The following is a 14,530-nucleotide window of genomic DNA, read 5'->3' as shown; positions in this document are numbered from 1 at the left end:
CCCCCTCCCCCTTCTTGCGACAGGTGCGACGATGAGCATCACCAGCGCGATGTACAGCGCCACGTCCGGCCTGATGGCGCAGAGCAAGGCGCTCGCCTCCATCTCCAGCAACATCGCCAATTCCAGCACGACCGGCTTCAAGAGCACCGGGACGAACTTCAACTCCTACATCAACAAGACCTCGACCATCGACGAGCAGACCGGCGGCGTGCTCGCCACCACCTACCGCAACGTCAGCGCGCAGGGCGAAATCCAGTCGTCGTCGGTCTCCACCAACATGGCGATCAACGGCGAGGGCTTCTTCGTGGTGTCGGAGGAGACGGCGGACGGCACCGTCGCCTTCACCCGCAACGGCTCCTTCTCCACCGACGCCCAGGGCTACCTGTCGAACAGCGAGGGCTACTATCTCTACGGCTGGGCGCTGAACGCCAACGGCACCGTCGCCGCCGGCAACAAGGGGTCGGTGGACAGCCTCGTCCCGGTCAACGTCGCCAACATCAAGGGCACGCCCAAGGCGACCTCGACCATGGGGATCGACGCCAACCTGCCCTCGGACGCGGACACCGGCGACAGCTTCACCACCGACATGGAGATGTTCGACAGCCTGGGCGTCAGCCACTCCATCACCCTGAGCTGGACCAAGACCGGCGAGAACACGTGGGAGTTGGACGCCTCCGACCCCGTCATGTCCTCCGACTCCACCCGGACCACCGGGACCATCGCGGGGTTCCCCATCCAGCTCTCCTTCAACACCGACGGCACGCTGTCCTCCGCCGCCACGGTGGCCGCCGACGGAACGACGACCCCCGCCGACCTGTCCGCCCTGTCCTTCACCGTCGACGGATGGACCACCGGGGCCGGCAACAGCGCGGTCGCGCTGAACCTCGGCACCGCCAACAGCAACAACGGGCTGACCCAGCACGCGTCGGGCGACAGCACGCCCTCGGTCAGCGTCGAGACCACGACGCAGAACGGCTACAAGCCCGGCTCCCTGACCGGCACGACCATCGGCAAGGACGGCATCGTCCGCGCCGTCTTCGACAACGGCGAGACGCGGGCGATCTACCAGATTCCCATCGCCACCTTCGCCAACGCCGACGGGCTGGAAAGCGTCACCGGCACCACCTTCACCCAGACGGCGGAGGCCGGTCAGTACCAGCTCCGCACCGCGGGCGACGCCAAGGCCGGGACGGTGACGGCGGGCGCGCTGGAAAGCTCCACGGTCGAGCTGACCGACGAGTTCAGCCGCATGATCGTCGCCCAGCAGGCCTATTCCGCCGCCTCCAAAGTCATCACGACCTCGCAGGACATGATGGACACGCTGATCGCCATGAAGCGCTGACGGCGGTGACGGCCATGCAGCCCGCGCAACCGCTTCTCGACGGCGAAGCCGCTCTGGACGCCGAGCTGCGCCGCCTCGCCCGGCGGGTGGACCGTCACCGGTCCCAGCCGGTTCCGGGAGCGGCGGAGCGCCTCGCGCTGATCGACGACCTGCTGGGGCTGCGGGCGCGCATCGCCGCGGCGCAGGCCGCGGTGCAGGCGGCGATCCGCCAGACCGGCAGCGCCCAGCGCGCCGCCACCGCCTACCGCCGCACCGGCGCCCTGCGCGGCTGACGCCTCGACGGATGCCCGCATTCGCCCTTCCCAACCCTCTCCCCTCTGGGGAGAGGGTGGCCCGGAGGGCCGGTGAGGGGGTTGCGCATGGCGGTTTGTCCGGCACACGCGCAACCCCCTCACCCTAAACCCTCTCCCCAGAGGGGAGAGGGAACACATCAAGGAAACCCGCCATGCTCCCCACCCCGCACAGCCCGCCCACATCTCCCAGGCCCGCCGCCCGCCCGGACCCGGTGGCGGTCATCACCCGCTTCGTCGCGGAGTTGGAAGGGCACGCGGAACGCGCCGCCAGCGCCGCGCAGGAGGGGCGCGCGGTGGACGCCCTGCGGGCGGCGGGCGCCATGCAAATGCTCCTGCACAGCCAGGCCGGGACGCTGCGCGACGCGCTGGCCGCGGCGCAAAGCAAGCGCGTTCCGCTGGGAACCCGGCTGGCGGTGCGCAAGGCGCTGGACGGCGCGCTGGCCCCGCTCGGCCGGTCGGTGCGCGCGCTGGAAGCGCAGGCGAAGGCCCGGCAGGCCCGGCAGGCGGCCATCGGCGCCGCGCTGCGCGCCGCCGCGTCCGTCTCCGGCCCGACGCGTTCCTACGCGGCGCTCGGCCGGATGGCGGGGGCGAAGCACTTCGCCGTCACCGCCTGACCCACCGCACAGGAGAGCCATCATGTCCCTGCGCGTCGCCGGCAGCATCGCCACCTCCGCGCTGCGCACCAACGAGGTGGGCATGGCGGTCGCCTCGGCCAACGTCGCCAACGCCGGCACGGAGGGCTACACCCGCAAGACCGCCAAGCCGACGGCGAGCGACACCGCCGTCGGCTTCACCGGGGTGGAGGTCGCCGGCATCGGCAGCACGGTGGACCGTTATCTGATGACGTCGCTGGTGTCGGCGCAGTCGGGCTTGGGCCTCAACCGGACGGTCAGCGACTATCTGGACCGCTTCCAGGAGCGGCTGGGCGCCACCACCTCAGCGTCGTCGCTCGGCTCGGTCATCGACACGCTGGGCGAAACGCTGGCCACGCTGGCGACCTCCCCGGAGAGCGGCAGCGCCAAGGCGGCGGCGGTGGACGACCTGACCGCGGTGGCGGAGACGCTGCGCTCCACCGCCAAGGCGGTGCAGGACCTCCGTGGCGAGGCCGACCACGCCATCGCCGACACGGTGACCCGCATCAACGGCACGCTCGACACGCTGAAGGACCTGAACGACCGCATCCAGACCGGCAAGGCGCTCGGCCAGGACACCGGCGACCTGGAGGACCAGCGCAACACCGCCCTGAAGAGCCTCGCCGGGGACATCGACATCCGCTACCAGACCGACGCCAACGGCATGGTCCGGGTCTCCACATCCTCCGGCACGTCCCTGCTGGACTCCGCGGTGCACCGGCTGTCCTACACGCCCGCATCCACGGTCGGTGCCGGGACGAGCTTCAACCCGATCACCATCGACGGCAAGGACGTCACCGCTTCCATCTCCTCGGGCACGCTGGGCGGGCTGATCCAGGTCCGCGACAGGGACCTGCCGGCGCAGCAAGCCCGGCTGGACGAGCTGGCCCTGACGCTGAAGGACAGGCTGAACGCCCTCCACAACCAGGGCACCGCCTTTCCCCCGCCCAACGCGCTGACCGGAACCGCCACGGCCGCCGGAACGGACGCGCTGAACGGCAACGGTACGCTGCGCGTCGCCGTCACGGCGGCGGACGGCACGGCGGTGGAAGTTCTGGACCTCGACCTCGCCGCCTACGCCACCGTGCAGGACGCGGTGGACGCCATCGACGCCATGGACTCGCTCTCGGCCCATCTCGACGCCCAGGGGCGGCTGGTCATCCAGGCCGACGATTCCGCGAACGGCGTGGCGCTGGGCGGCGACGGCACCGCGGGGGCGGACGGCCAGGGCTTCTCCGCCCGCTTCGGGCTGAACGACCTGCTGACCGGCAGCGGCGCCGCCGACCTCAGGGTGAGCGACGCGATCGCCCAGGACAGCGGGCGTCTGGCGACCGGCGCGCTCTCCACCGCCGCGACGCTGGCCGCCGGCGGATCGGCGCTGTCCGCGGGTGAGGGCTCGGTGGCGCAGGCGCTGAAGACGGCCTTCTCCGGGGCGCAGTCCTTCGACGCGGCGGGTGGCCTGTCCGGGCGGACGGGCACCTTCTCCCAGTATGCGGGCGCCATCATCCAGGGGGCGGCGACCGCCGCCGCCCGCGCCGCCACCGCCTACGAGGACCAGGACTCCTACGCCAGCGGGCTGGAGGCGACGATGGCCTCGCAGAGCGGCGTGAACGTCAACGAGGAAACCGCCGCGATCAGCAACATGCAATCCGCCTATCAGGCCGCCGCCGCGGTCATGAAGGCGGTGCAGGAGATGTTCGACACGGCGCTGAATTTGGTTCGCTAAAGCGGATTGCAATCCGCTTTGGACCGCGACTGCGGTCCCGGCCGCGCATGCGGCCGGAGCCCGCCGGCGCATGAGGCATATGAAAGGGAGCCGGCATGGAACGGATCGCGACCTTCAACCACCAGAACCAACTCGTCCGCTACATGCTGGCGGCGGAGTCCCAGGTGGCCGCCGCCCAGGTGCAGGCGGCAACCCGCGAGGCATCGGTCGATTACAAGGGCATCGCCGGCGACAGTGGCCGCCTCGTCAATTTGGAGAGCCACTACCGCCGCTCAGAGCGCTACGTCGACGAGGGGGAGGTGGTCAACGGGCGCATCCAGACCATGCACGACGCCGTGGGCGGGATGATCGACCTCGCCAACCGGGTGCGCAGCCTCGTCGCCAGCCTCCAGGGGGCCGGAAGCGGCGCCGCGGATGGCATCAAAAGCGAGGCGCAGGCCCTGATGACGGAGTTCGCCGGGCTGCTGAACACCCAACAGGAGGGCCGCTATCTGTTCGCCGGGGGGCGCACCGACCGCGCGGCGGTGTCGCTGGACGGCCTGCCGGCGGCGACCAGCCCCTCCACGGCCGACACGACCTATTACAAGGGCGACGGCAGCGTCTCCTACTTCCAGGCCGCCGACGACCTGATCGTCCAGTACGGCGTCACCGCCGACGACCCGGCCATCGAGAAGGCGCTGCGCTCCATCAGCCTGATCGCCAACATGCCCACGAACCCGGTGGACACCGCCCTGGTGGACGAGGCGTCCGACCTCGCCGACGCGGCGGCGGACGGGCTGACCGTGGTGCAGACCAAGCTCGGCTCCGCCTCCGCCACGCTGGAGCGGACCATCGACCGGCACCTGGAGGAGCAGCTCGTCCTCCAGACCCACGTCGAGGACATCCGCAACATCGACCTCGCGGAGGCGACGACGCGGCTGTCGCAGCTTCAGGCCAATCTGGAATCGACCTTGAGCCTGATGAAGATCCTCCAGCAGACCAAGCTCAGCGATTTCCTCTGACCGAAAAATTTCGCGCCAGCTTTCGCCGCGCCGGCCGTGAGACGCACTGAGGGCTGATGCACAGGCGGCCCCACCATCCGATCAGGCTCCGACCAGGAGGCACATCATGCCCGTCATCTCCACCAACACGGCGGCGAACTCCGCGCTGCGCTACCTGAACATCAACTCCGAGAACCAGGCCAGTTCCGTCTCCAAGATCGCCAGCGGCTCGCGCATCACCAAGGCGTCGGACGACGCGGCGGGCCTGGCCGTCGGCACCTCGCTGACCTCCGACATCACGGTGCTGAAGCAGGCGGCGACCAACGCCTCGCACGGTTCCTCGATCCTCCAGGCGGCGGACGGCGGCATGTCCCGCGTCTCCGACATCGTGCAGCGCATGCGCTCGCTGGCCACCCAGTCGCTGTCCGGCGCCGTCACCGACACCGAGCGCGGCTACCTCGACGCCGAGTTCCAGCAGCTCATCGAGGAGATCGACGGCATCGCGTCGGGCACCCGCTTCAACGACGACCCGCTGCTGGACGGCAACGGCGCCTGGGCCAGCGGCGTGGATTTCCGCGTCGGCACGGAAAGCACCGACAAGATCACCGTCACCATCGCCAACGTGAACACCACCGGCCTGTCCATCGGCACGCTGGACGTCGGCACCTCCGCCACGGCGAGCGCCGCGCTGACCGCGCTGGACACGGCGGTGGAAACGCTGTCGAGCGCGCGGGCCGACGTGGGCGCCCTGATCTCCCGCTTCGAGTTCCGCGGCCAGGTGCTCGACACCTCCATCGAGAACACCGAGGCGGCGCAGTCGGCGATCATGGACGTGGACGTCGCCGCCGAGCAGGCGGAGCTGGCCTCGACCAAGGTGCTGACCCAGGCGGCCATCGCCGTGCTGTCCCAGGCCAACGAGATGCCGCAGAACCTGCTGCAGCTGCTGCGATAAGGCCCGCCATCCCTCTCCCTTCGCCAAGGAGAGGGTTAGGGCGAGGGGGATGGGCCGGCGCCGAACGCACCGCCACGCACACACCCCTCGCCCGCCCCTTCCCCTGCCGGACCAACGCCCATGACGACGGTGTCCTCAACCTCATCCTCGACCGCCGCATCGACCGGCAGTTCGTCGCTGATCGCCAGCGGGTCGGGCACCGGCATCGACTATTCGGCGTTGATCGAGGCGTCGGTGCAGAAGCGCCTGTCCCGCGCCGACCGCATCGACACGACAATCACCGCCAACGAGGCCAGGATCGCCGCCTATGAGGACATGCAGTCGCTGCTTCTGGCGGTGAACACGTCGCTGGACGGGCTGCGCAACCGCAGCGTATCGACCGGCGCCGGCAGCAACCTGTTCGAGGAACGCACCGCCTATCTGTCGGGCGGCGGCTCCACCGCGGCGGACGACGTGCTGTCGGTGACCGCGGCGGACGGGGCGGAGACCGGCACCTATTCCATCGTGGTGGAGCAGCTCGCCACCCGCCACAAGATCGGTGCGGCGACCACCGCCAGCCAGAGCGCCGCGCTCGGCCAGTCCGGCACCCTGACGCTGGGCGTCGCGGGCGGCACCGCGGTGTCCATCGACGTGGAGGCCGGGGATTCCCTGACCGACATCCGCGACGCCATCAACGCGCGCAAATCCACCAGCGGCGTGACCGCCAGCATCGTGAAGGTGACCGACAGCCAGTACCAGCTGATCCTCACCGCCAACGACACCGGCAAGGCGATCACCTTCGACGACGGCGGCAGCGGCGTCCTGACCGGCCTTGGCCTGACCGACGCGGACGGCGGCTATGCCAACGAGCTGGTGGCGGCCCAGAACGCCGTCGTCACGGTCGACGGGGTGCGGGTGGAGCGCAGCAGCAACACCATCGCCGACGCCGTCGACGGGCTGACCTTCGACCTCTATGCCGCCCTGCCCGGCCAGACGATCGGGGTGGAGATCGGCACCGATCTGGCGTCGATCAAGGGCGCGATCACCGGCTTCGTGGACGCCTACAACGCCTTCCGCGCCTTCGCCCAGACCCATCAGACCGTCGGCAGCGGCGGCACCGCCGACAGCGACGCCACCCTGTTCGCGGACAGCCTGCTGCGGCAGGTCACCAAGACGGTCTACGACGCCCTGAACGCGAAGGTGACGACGGACGACGGCGACACCCTGTCGCTGGCCAGCCTGGGCATCACCTTCGCCAGCGACAACACGCTGACAGTCGACGAGACGGCGCTGAACGCCGCGCTGACCGGCGACATCGACGCGGTGCGCACGCTGCTGGGGCTGGAGATGACCAGCTCCTCCACCGACCTGAAGCTGCTGCGCTACGACCGCAGCCTCGGCCGAACGGACTTCACGCTGGACATCACGGTGGCCGAGGACGGAACCCTGTCCGGCGCGTCGGTGGACGGCGACTCCTCGCTGTTCCGGGTCAGCGGCAACCGCATCATCGGCAACGACGGAACCGCCTTCGCCGGGCTGGTTCTGGTCTACACCGGCCAGACCGGGTCGGTGGACGTCGGCTTCTCGCAAGGGCTGGCCGACCGGCTCTACACCACGCTGAACGGCATCGCGGCGAAGGACAGCGGCGACATCGCCCGCATCGTCTCGCAGCTCGACGCCGACAACACCGACATGACCCGGCGGTCCGACGACATCAAGACCAAGGCCGAGGACTACCGCACCCGCCTGACCGCCTACTACGCCCGGCTGGAGGCCAAGGCGGAGGCCGCGAACCTCCTGCTCCAGCAGCTGAAATACAAGGAAAGCAGCGACGACTGACGGCGCCGCGCGCCCGTCGACGTCCCCGCATCCCCATCCGGAGAAGCCGCGCCATGCGCAACCCGACCCTGACCAAGGCCCTGTCCGCCTACGCTTCCGCCAACAGCGCGGCACTGCCGCCCCTGGTCGCCGTCGTCCGCCTGTACGAGACGGCGGCGGCGCATCTGCACCAGGCGCGCGACGCCGCGCGGGACGGCCGGTTCGACGCCCATTTCCAGGCCATGGACCGCGCCATCACCATCCTCTTGGGGCTTGATTCCGTTCTGAAATTGGATAAAGGTGGGGATGTCGCGGCAACGCTGCGGCGCTTCTACCGGTCCCTGGTCCGGCAGGCCGGTCTGGCCGCCGCGCGCCGGGACCCCGTGGCCGCGACCGAGGCCATCATCCGCCAGCTGTCCTTCATGACGAAGGCGTGGCAGACCATCGCCGCAGAACGCGGCGCGGTCCCCAGCTCAACCGGTGCTTCGGCCAAAGGGTCGCACGCATCCGTGATCGGGAGATCCATGGATCATGCGCGCGGCGGCCTGTACGGCTGAGGACGGCACCCGTCCGTCCGGCACCCTTCACAATTCCGTGTCCGGCAGGAGCATGGCCGGCCTGGCGGCGGAGACCGACGAGGTCCTGATGGCGCGCATCCGCGCCGGGGATCAGGCGGCCTACCGCACGCTCGTCCACCGCCACCTGAAGCGCGCCTACGCGCTCGCCCGCCGCCTGTGCGGCAGCGACGCCGAGGCGGAGGACATCGCCCAGGACGCCTTCCTCCAGGTCTGGCAGCGGCGCGACCACTGGACCGACGAGGGGGCCAAATTCACCACATGGCTCTACCGGGTGGTGCTGAACCGCTGCATCGACCACAAGCGCCGCCCGGCGGGGGAGGATCTGGACTCGGTGCCCGAGCCGCCGGACCACGCCCCCGACGCCGTCACCCACATCCAGCGCCGGCAGGTGGCCGCCCGCCTGCGCGACGCCCAGGACCGGCTGCCGCCGCAGCAGCGTGCCGCCCTGGCCCTGTTCTACAACGAGGGTCTGAGCAACGCCGAGGTCGCAACCATTATGCAAATCAGCGTGACTGCGGTAGAATCGCTCCTGAAACGCGCCCGTCAGCAGCTCCGCACGCTGTTGCGCGCCAGCGCGCAGGCCGCCAGGGATTCGTTCGAGGACGGATGACGCGATGACCGAAGACCAGTTTCGCGAGCTGCTCGACCGCCACGGCGGCGATCTGGAACGCTGGCCCCGCGCGACGCTGCGGGAGGCGCGCCGCCTCCTCGCCCAGTCCGTCGCGGCCCAGGCCATGCTGGACGAGATGGTGACCGTCGAACTCGCCCTGACGGAAGCGGACGGCGATGCAGCGCCCCCCGCCGATCTGGCCGACCGCATCTTCGAACGGGCCTTCGGCGCCCGGACGGCGTCCTCCGACGCCCTGACTCCCGACGCGGCACCGGTTCCCGGCACGAACCGCCCCGTCTGAGCCGCCACTCTTCAAACACAGCGAAACGACGCGGCGGCATCCGGCCGTGGTGGTTCAATGCCGCCGCAGCGAGGGGGCCTGGGGATGGGTGCGCCGGATCGGGCGGGCGGAAGGGCGCGGCCCCGGCGCCTCCACACCCGCCCGGCGCGCCAGGGCGGCGGCGCGGCGAAGCTCCGCCGCGATGCGCCCCAGCGCCGCGGACAGCGGCTCGCCCGCGCGGGGATGGAAGACCCGCATGGACGGGTACCAGGGGCGCACGCCGCTGCCGAGATGGGTCCAGTCCCGCGCGCCGAAGCGCCAGACCGGGACACCGAGGGCGCCGGCCAGCTCCGCCACCGAATTGGCCGGCGCGATGACCAGATCCAAGTTGGCGGTGAGCGCCGCCGTTCCTTCGAAATCGTTCTTCAGGTCGAGTCGCTCCAACTCGTAGATGGGAACGCCGAAGCGCGCCTCCGCCCGCTGGATCTCCGTCTCGCAGTCGTCGTACTGGAGGTTCACGAAGGTCACCCCCGGCACGCCCAGCACCGGCCCCCATTCGCCGAGCGGCAGATAGGCCCATTGCCGCTCGACGGTCATCAGCTGGCTGCGCCACGCGATGCCGACGCGCAGGTCCCCGCCGATGCCATCCAGTTGTTGCCGCCGGTCCAGCAGCCGCGCCGGGTCGGGAAACAGCCAGGAGGATCGCGGCGGGAAGTCCGCCAGCCCACCGCGCAGGTAACGCGGCAGCGAGCCCGCGGGACTGTGCAGGTCGCAGTCCACCGTCTCCACCAGCGCCCGCCCGCGCAGTGGCTGCTCGGCCCGGACGATGGCCTTGGGGAAGGAACGGGCGAACAGCGGCAGCAGGCGCGGCTCGCATTCGATCACCACCTGGTCGGCCTGTCGGATGGCGTCGGCGTAGCAGGAGGCGAACAGGAACTCGTCCCCCACCCCCTGCTCGCGCCAGATGAACAGCCGCTTGCCGGCCAGCGGCTCCCCCCGCCATTCGGGGATGGAGAAGCGCCGCTCCCGTCCGGCGCGGCCGGCGGCGAAGCGGCAGGCGTAGTTGGCCCAGCCGTCGGCCAGCGCGCCGCTCTCCAGCTCCGCCAGACCGCGGTTGAAGCGGGCGAGCGGGTGGCCCGGCGACGCCGCCGCGGCCCGGTCGAACCAGCGCAGGGCATCGCCGCCGCCGCGCCGCTGCACCGTCAGGCCGAGCGTGCACAGCGGATCGGCCAGGGCCGGCGCCAGGGCCAGCGCGCGGCGGCAGGCCCGCTCGGCCTCCGCCAGCCGGCCCTCGCCGCTCAGCGCGTAGGCCAGGACGCCGTGAAGCGCCGCGTGCTGCGGGGCCAGCGCCAGCGCCCGGCGGAGCAGGACCCCCGCCTCGGCGAAGCGGTCCTGGTCGCGCCGCGCGCCGCCCAGATTGCCGAGCGCGTCCGCCTGACCGGGGTCGAGCGCCAGCGCCGTCCGCCACGCCGCCGCGGCCTGGGCGGTCGCGCCGAGGTCGCGCAGCGCGTTGCCGAGGTTGTTCCAGGTCGCGGCCTGGCGGCGGTCGAGCGCCAGGGCGCGGCGGAGCCGGCGCACCGCCGCCCGCGGGTGGCCGGCGGCCCGTTCCAGCACCGCAAGGTTGACCAGCGCCGCGCCGTCGGCGGGGGACAAGGACAGGAGCACGGCGAAGGCCCCCGCCGCCTCCCTCCAGCGTCCGGCACGGCGGCAGGCGTCGGCCAAGGCCGCCCATACGTCCGCCCAGCCGGGTTGCAGCCGGACGGCGCGCCGGAACCAGCGGATGGCCGCCTCCGCCCGCCCCAGCCGCGCCGCCGCCAGCCCGAGCAGGAAGACGCCCTCCGCCCGTGCCGGGTCGTGAAGCACCGCTTCCCAGGGCGAGCCGTCCCCGCCGCGCCGGCTGGCCGCCGGCGCGCTGTCGTGATGATCCGTCATGGCCTTGCGCTTTATGTCCTGGAACCGGCCGAGCCGTCGGACGAGCAGGGTGATGCTGTCCAGCGGCTTTCTCCGTGCCGACCTGCCCCCGATTGCCCAAAAATGTTCCCGCCCTTGATACGGGAAGCCCCGCCGCGCTCCTGCGCGGGTTTGAGCAATTTTTGCAGCCGATGACGAAAACAATCGGTCGCCCGCGCGGCCTCCCTTGGCCGCTCGGACCGTTACGGAGTGGGATCAGCGGCCGCCGGGTGGCAGGGATCGCCCCACCCCGCGCAGGAACAAGGCCCAGGCCTGATCGAAGAACCGGTCCTGGGACTCCGTCGACGCGTAGGTCTTGCGCCCCCGCATGGCGTCGTTCGACGGGCCGGACACGATGGAGTGCAGCAGATGCGCGGCGATCATGCGCGGATCGTCACCGCCCAGCTTGCCGTCCCACTGCGCGGCGGCGACCAGGGCGACCAGCCGCTCGGTGACCGGATCGTCCTCCTCCGGACCGAGGAGGATCGCTTCGCTCAGGGCGATCCGGTTCAGCGCGACCATGTCCGGTTCCAGGTTCATGGCGAGAAACCAGCGGGCGACGCGCTTCAAGCGCGACAGCGCGTCGCCGTCCGCGGAGCCGATCTCGGCTTCGAGACCGTCCAGGGTCCGCGCGCGCATCCGCTCGGCCACCGCCGCGAAGAGCGCCGCCTTCGACGGAAAGCGTCGATGGATCGTGTCGCTCCCGACGCAGCAGGCGGCCGCGACCTGCCCGATCGAGGTCGCAGCAAAGCCCTGGGCCGCAAAAAGCCGAGCCGCCATGTCGATGATCCGGTCGGAGGGGCCGGTGGCATCCTCCTTGGGAGGGCGGCCGACCCATACCGCGGTGCGCGACGATTCCATCATCATTCCTCTGCCTGCACCGCCCGATCCCGGGCAGACCGGACCTCGACACCTGAGTCATCCGGGGCCGCCGGCCGGCGCCCTTTCCTTAGCAGACGAACGCCGCACCGCCTACATCCAAAGCGAGCAAGGCCAAAGCGCCGCAGCGCCGCGCGGGCCGTCCGCCGCCATCCGCATCACAACCGGATATAGCAGCCGCTCGATGCCGTCCTGTTTGCTTCGGAAAGAAACCGCCATCGCCAAGGACGCGCATTTGCCTCCGCTCCTTCGGGCGGACGAACGGCGCAGGACCGGCGGCCCGTCGCGCCGGTCCTACTCTAAGACGGCGTTCCGGACATCGGTTGGAAATGCCCCCGGCCGTCCGCATAGACCTTGGCGAGCCGGGAGGGATCGCGCACCGAGAAGCCGGTGTCATCCATGCCGAGCGGCGCGATGATCCACGGCATGTCCGTGCAGGCGCAGACGGCGCGTCCGCCGAGGCGCTGGCGTCGCTCGCCGAACACGCGGTCGCCGAGATCGAGCGGCATCCCGCGTAACACCTCCGCCATGCCCGCGCGGCTCCGTCCTGTTCGCGCGTGCTTCTTCCCTACCGCTCCCACCGGCGGACGATGGCGTCGATGGTGCCGTCCTGCTTGAGCTTCTCGTAGGCGGCTTGCAGCCGCGCGGCCTTTTCCGCCCGCGGCTTGGGGACCGATATGTAGCGCGGCACCATGGCCAGCGGCTTGGCCAGGATCTTGACCGAACCCGTCCGGCCCTCGCTGTCGGCCAGGGATCGCAGCACCTGCGAATCACCGGCGATGGCATCGACGCGGCCGAGCAGCAGGCGGCGGAACGACACGACGTTGCTGCTGCTGGACACCCGCTCGAACAGGGGCGACCTGTCGAACTCGGGGGTGTATTCGAAGCCGTCGACGACGCCGATCCGCAGGCCCCGCAAATCCTCGATGCCCGTGTAGGTGATCTCGGCGTTGCTGCGGACCATGAGCACGGTCGCGCCGACGCGGTAGGGACCGATCAGATGGCCACGCTCCAGACGGCGCGGCGACGTGAAGAACTGAAAGGCGACATCCACCTCGTTCTCGTCGTGAGCCCGCACCACCTCCGGCCAGCCCATGGGGCGGTGAACCGGATAGACGCCGATGTCCTTCAGCAGGGCATCGACGATCTCCGTGTCCATTCCCGTCCGCTTGCCGCGCTCGGTGTAATTGTAGGGCGGGAAATAGTCCTCGGACGCAACCGTCCAGTTCTCCGCGCGCGCCGGGGCCGACGCCAGAACCAAGGCGGCGACCAGCAGGCCTCCCACCGTCGCCAGACACGCGCGCACCATCGTCCTCATCAACCCTCTCCGCTCATATCCCGGAAACACCGGTCGCCGGGCACCGCGTACAGGGCAATCCGGTCGCCCTCAATGGGAAAAGAGCGGGCGGGTGTGATATCGCACCGGAGACGGCGCAGCGGTCCGGCCCCGCCCCGCGATGGAGGGGGCCGGTCCCGCTCAGCACACCGGTCAGGCGGCGGCGCGCAGGCGCATCGCCCCGACCAGGTCCTCGATGGTCACCACCGGCATGCCCTGGCGCTCGGCGAAGGCGACCAGTTCGGGCAGGCGGGCCATCGTGCCGTCGGGGTTCATCACCTCGCACAGCACCCCTGCAGGACGGCGCCCGGCCAGGGTGGTCAGCTCGATGGTCGCCTCGGTGTGGCCGCGCCGCGCCGCCAAGCCCCCGGCGTGGGCGCGGATCGGGAAGACATGGCCCGGCCGGGCGAGGTCCTCCGGCCGGCAGCCGTCGGCGATGGCGGTGCGGATGGTGGTCACCCGGTCCGCCGCCGACACGCCGGTGGACACGCCCTCCCGCGCCTCGATGGAGACGGTGAAGGCGGTGCCGAAGCGCGCCGTGTTGCTGCCGACCATGGGCGGCAGGTCGAGACGGCGCGCGTCGGCGTCGGTCAGGATCAGGCAGACGATCCCCGACCCTTCGCGGATCAGCAGGGCCATCTGTTCGGCGGTGATGGTCTCGGCGGCGTAGATGACGTCGCCTTCGTTCTCGCGGTCCTCGTCATCGACGACGACCACCCCGCCGCCCTGGCGGATCGCCTCCACGGCGCGGGTCACCCGTTCCTCGGCGCTGCCGAAGCGGTCGAGAAGGCCGGCGGAGGCGGAGTTGCTGGCAAAGGTCTGATTCACGGTTCTCACTCCGGTTGGGGCGAGCCTGAATCAGGGCGCAAAGAGACTTCCGGCGGCGCGCGGGATGCCCCGCGCGAACCGCCGTCGCAGGCCAGCGCACGCGCCCCACGCGCCACGCCAAGGCGCGACGCGCGGACCACGGTCGATGACCGGCTCGTCCTCTTCCATCCGGACTGTCACCGTCGGCTCCGGCCTTGAACCGGATCTGCTGACCTCCCCGCCTGACGGCCGGGAGCGCTCGCGGGCTCCCCCTCTTGCGAGGGGCTACCGCCGGTCGGGATTTTCACCCTGCCCTGAGAACAAGCGTCTGTTGCGCCGCCCCCGGATGGGGACGGCACCGCCAGCGT

Annotated in this window: 15 protein-coding genes and 1 riboswitch; of the genes, 10 read left to right on the top strand and 5 right to left on the bottom strand. The window is 70.9% G+C overall.

Features of this window, described 5'->3' with window-relative positions:
- Positions 1-31: 31 nt before the first annotated feature.
- From flgE to ACWPN5_RS03740, 10 genes are all read left to right on the top strand, one after another.
- Positions 32-1,342 carry a flagellar hook protein FlgE gene (gene flgE, locus ACWPN5_RS03785; RefSeq protein WP_492294319.1) on the top strand — a complete coding sequence of 437 codons (1,311 nt, stop codon included), beginning with the start codon at positions 32-34 and terminating at the stop codon, positions 1,340-1,342.
- Positions 1,343-1,356: 14 nt separating this feature from the next.
- Positions 1,357-1,614 carry a hypothetical protein gene (locus ACWPN5_RS03780; RefSeq protein ID WP_492294317.1) on the top strand — a complete coding sequence of 86 codons (258 nt, stop codon included), beginning with the start codon at positions 1,357-1,359 and terminating at the stop codon, positions 1,612-1,614.
- Positions 1,615-1,787: 173 nt separating this feature from the next.
- On the top strand, positions 1,788-2,249 hold the full coding sequence (locus tag ACWPN5_RS03775; RefSeq protein ID WP_492294316.1) for a hypothetical protein: 462 nt from the start codon (positions 1,788-1,790) through the stop codon (positions 2,247-2,249).
- 22 nt (positions 2,250-2,271) lie between these two features.
- Complete coding sequence (gene flgK, locus ACWPN5_RS03770) at positions 2,272-3,993, top strand: flagellar hook-associated protein FlgK (RefSeq protein WP_492294314.1); 1,722 nt, start codon at positions 2,272-2,274, stop codon at positions 3,991-3,993.
- A 95-nt stretch (positions 3,994-4,088) separates the two neighbouring features.
- Positions 4,089-4,994 (top strand): flagellin, encoded by a 906-nt coding sequence (locus ACWPN5_RS03765; RefSeq protein ID WP_492294312.1) that lies wholly within the window; start codon positions 4,089-4,091, stop codon positions 4,992-4,994.
- Positions 4,995-5,100: 106 nt separating this feature from the next.
- The gene (locus ACWPN5_RS03760; RefSeq protein WP_145682226.1) at positions 5,101-5,925 is read left to right on the top strand and encodes a flagellin; all 825 of its coding nucleotides are present in this window, start codon (positions 5,101-5,103) and stop codon (positions 5,923-5,925) included.
- Positions 5,926-6,045: 120 nt separating this feature from the next.
- Positions 6,046-7,743 (top strand): flagellar filament capping protein FliD, encoded by a 1,698-nt coding sequence (gene fliD / locus ACWPN5_RS03755; protein ID WP_492294310.1) that lies wholly within the window; start codon positions 6,046-6,048, stop codon positions 7,741-7,743.
- Between the two features lie 53 nt (positions 7,744-7,796).
- Positions 7,797-8,279 carry a flagellar export chaperone FliS gene (locus ACWPN5_RS03750; RefSeq protein ID WP_200479547.1) on the top strand — a complete coding sequence of 161 codons (483 nt, stop codon included), beginning with the start codon at positions 7,797-7,799 and terminating at the stop codon, positions 8,277-8,279.
- Between the two features lie 52 nt (positions 8,280-8,331).
- Positions 8,332-8,910: an RNA polymerase sigma factor gene (locus ACWPN5_RS03745; protein WP_247889054.1), complete on the top strand. Its 579-nt coding sequence runs from the start codon at positions 8,332-8,334 to the stop codon at positions 8,908-8,910.
- Between the two features lie 4 nt (positions 8,911-8,914).
- Entirely contained in the window at positions 8,915-9,211 is a 297-nt protein-coding gene (locus ACWPN5_RS03740) for a hypothetical protein (protein ID WP_145682230.1), read from the top strand.
- Between the two features lie 54 nt (positions 9,212-9,265).
- On the opposite strand, the gene ACWPN5_RS03735 is transcribed toward ACWPN5_RS03740, so the two are convergent.
- From ACWPN5_RS03735 to ribB, 5 genes are all read right to left on the bottom strand, one after another.
- Positions 9,266-11,122, bottom strand: coding sequence for a tetratricopeptide repeat protein (locus tag ACWPN5_RS03735; protein WP_492294307.1), 1,857 nt, complete (start codon positions 11,120-11,122; stop codon positions 9,266-9,268).
- 234 nt (positions 11,123-11,356) lie between these two features.
- Entirely contained in the window at positions 11,357-11,920 is a 564-nt protein-coding gene (locus ACWPN5_RS03730; protein ID WP_492294305.1) for a TetR/AcrR family transcriptional regulator, read from the bottom strand.
- 398 nt (positions 11,921-12,318) lie between these two features.
- Positions 12,319-12,528: a hypothetical protein gene (locus ACWPN5_RS03725; protein WP_492294303.1), complete on the bottom strand. Its 210-nt coding sequence runs from the start codon at positions 12,526-12,528 to the stop codon at positions 12,319-12,321.
- 59 nt (positions 12,529-12,587) lie between these two features.
- Positions 12,588-13,337 carry a substrate-binding periplasmic protein gene (locus ACWPN5_RS03720; RefSeq protein WP_492294301.1) on the bottom strand — a complete coding sequence of 250 codons (750 nt, stop codon included), beginning with the start codon at positions 13,335-13,337 and terminating at the stop codon, positions 12,588-12,590.
- 171 nt (positions 13,338-13,508) lie between these two features.
- Positions 13,509-14,183 (bottom strand): 3,4-dihydroxy-2-butanone-4-phosphate synthase, encoded by a 675-nt coding sequence (gene ribB, locus ACWPN5_RS03715; protein WP_145682233.1) that lies wholly within the window; start codon positions 14,181-14,183, stop codon positions 13,509-13,511.
- 152 nt (positions 14,184-14,335) lie between these two features.
- Positions 14,336-14,488, bottom strand: a riboswitch (FMN riboswitch).
- Positions 14,489-14,530: the final 42 nt, after the last annotated feature.

This window comes from Azospirillum sp. UENF 211521, from assembly GCF_058780535.1.
The sequence above is the reverse complement of the archived record's forward strand: the minus strand, read 5'-3'. Positions and strand labels throughout refer to the sequence as shown.

Bases quoted from the DNA above. Each gene is read 5' to 3' on its own strand.
- flgE (WP_492294319.1), top strand. From the start codon at position 32: ATGAGCATCACCAGCGCGATGTACAGCGCCACGTCCGGCCTGATGGCG.
- ACWPN5_RS03780 (WP_492294317.1), top strand. From the start codon at position 1,357: ATGCAGCCCGCGCAACCGCTTCTCGACGGCGAAGCCGCTCTGGACGCC.
- ACWPN5_RS03775 (WP_492294316.1), top strand. From the start codon at position 1,788: ATGCTCCCCACCCCGCACAGCCCGCCCACATCTCCCAGGCCCGCCGCC.
- flgK (WP_492294314.1), top strand. From the start codon at position 2,272: ATGTCCCTGCGCGTCGCCGGCAGCATCGCCACCTCCGCGCTGCGCACC.
- ACWPN5_RS03765 (WP_492294312.1), top strand. From the start codon at position 4,089: ATGGAACGGATCGCGACCTTCAACCACCAGAACCAACTCGTCCGCTAC.
- ACWPN5_RS03760 (WP_145682226.1), top strand. From the start codon at position 5,101: ATGCCCGTCATCTCCACCAACACGGCGGCGAACTCCGCGCTGCGCTAC.
- fliD (WP_492294310.1), top strand. From the start codon at position 6,046: ATGACGACGGTGTCCTCAACCTCATCCTCGACCGCCGCATCGACCGGC.
- ACWPN5_RS03750 (WP_200479547.1), top strand. From the start codon at position 7,797: ATGCGCAACCCGACCCTGACCAAGGCCCTGTCCGCCTACGCTTCCGCC.
- ACWPN5_RS03745 (WP_247889054.1), top strand. From the start codon at position 8,332: ATGGCCGGCCTGGCGGCGGAGACCGACGAGGTCCTGATGGCGCGCATC.
- ACWPN5_RS03740 (WP_145682230.1), top strand. From the start codon at position 8,915: ATGACCGAAGACCAGTTTCGCGAGCTGCTCGACCGCCACGGCGGCGAT.
- ACWPN5_RS03735 (WP_492294307.1), bottom strand. From the start codon at position 11,122: ATGACGGATCATCACGACAGCGCGCCGGCGGCCAGCCGGCGCGGCGGG.
- ACWPN5_RS03730 (WP_492294305.1), bottom strand. From the start codon at position 11,920: ATGGCGGCTCGGCTTTTTGCGGCCCAGGGCTTTGCTGCGACCTCGATC.
- ACWPN5_RS03725 (WP_492294303.1), bottom strand. From the start codon at position 12,528: ATGCCGCTCGATCTCGGCGACCGCGTGTTCGGCGAGCGACGCCAGCGC.
- ACWPN5_RS03720 (WP_492294301.1), bottom strand. From the start codon at position 13,337: ATGAGGACGATGGTGCGCGCGTGTCTGGCGACGGTGGGAGGCCTGCTG.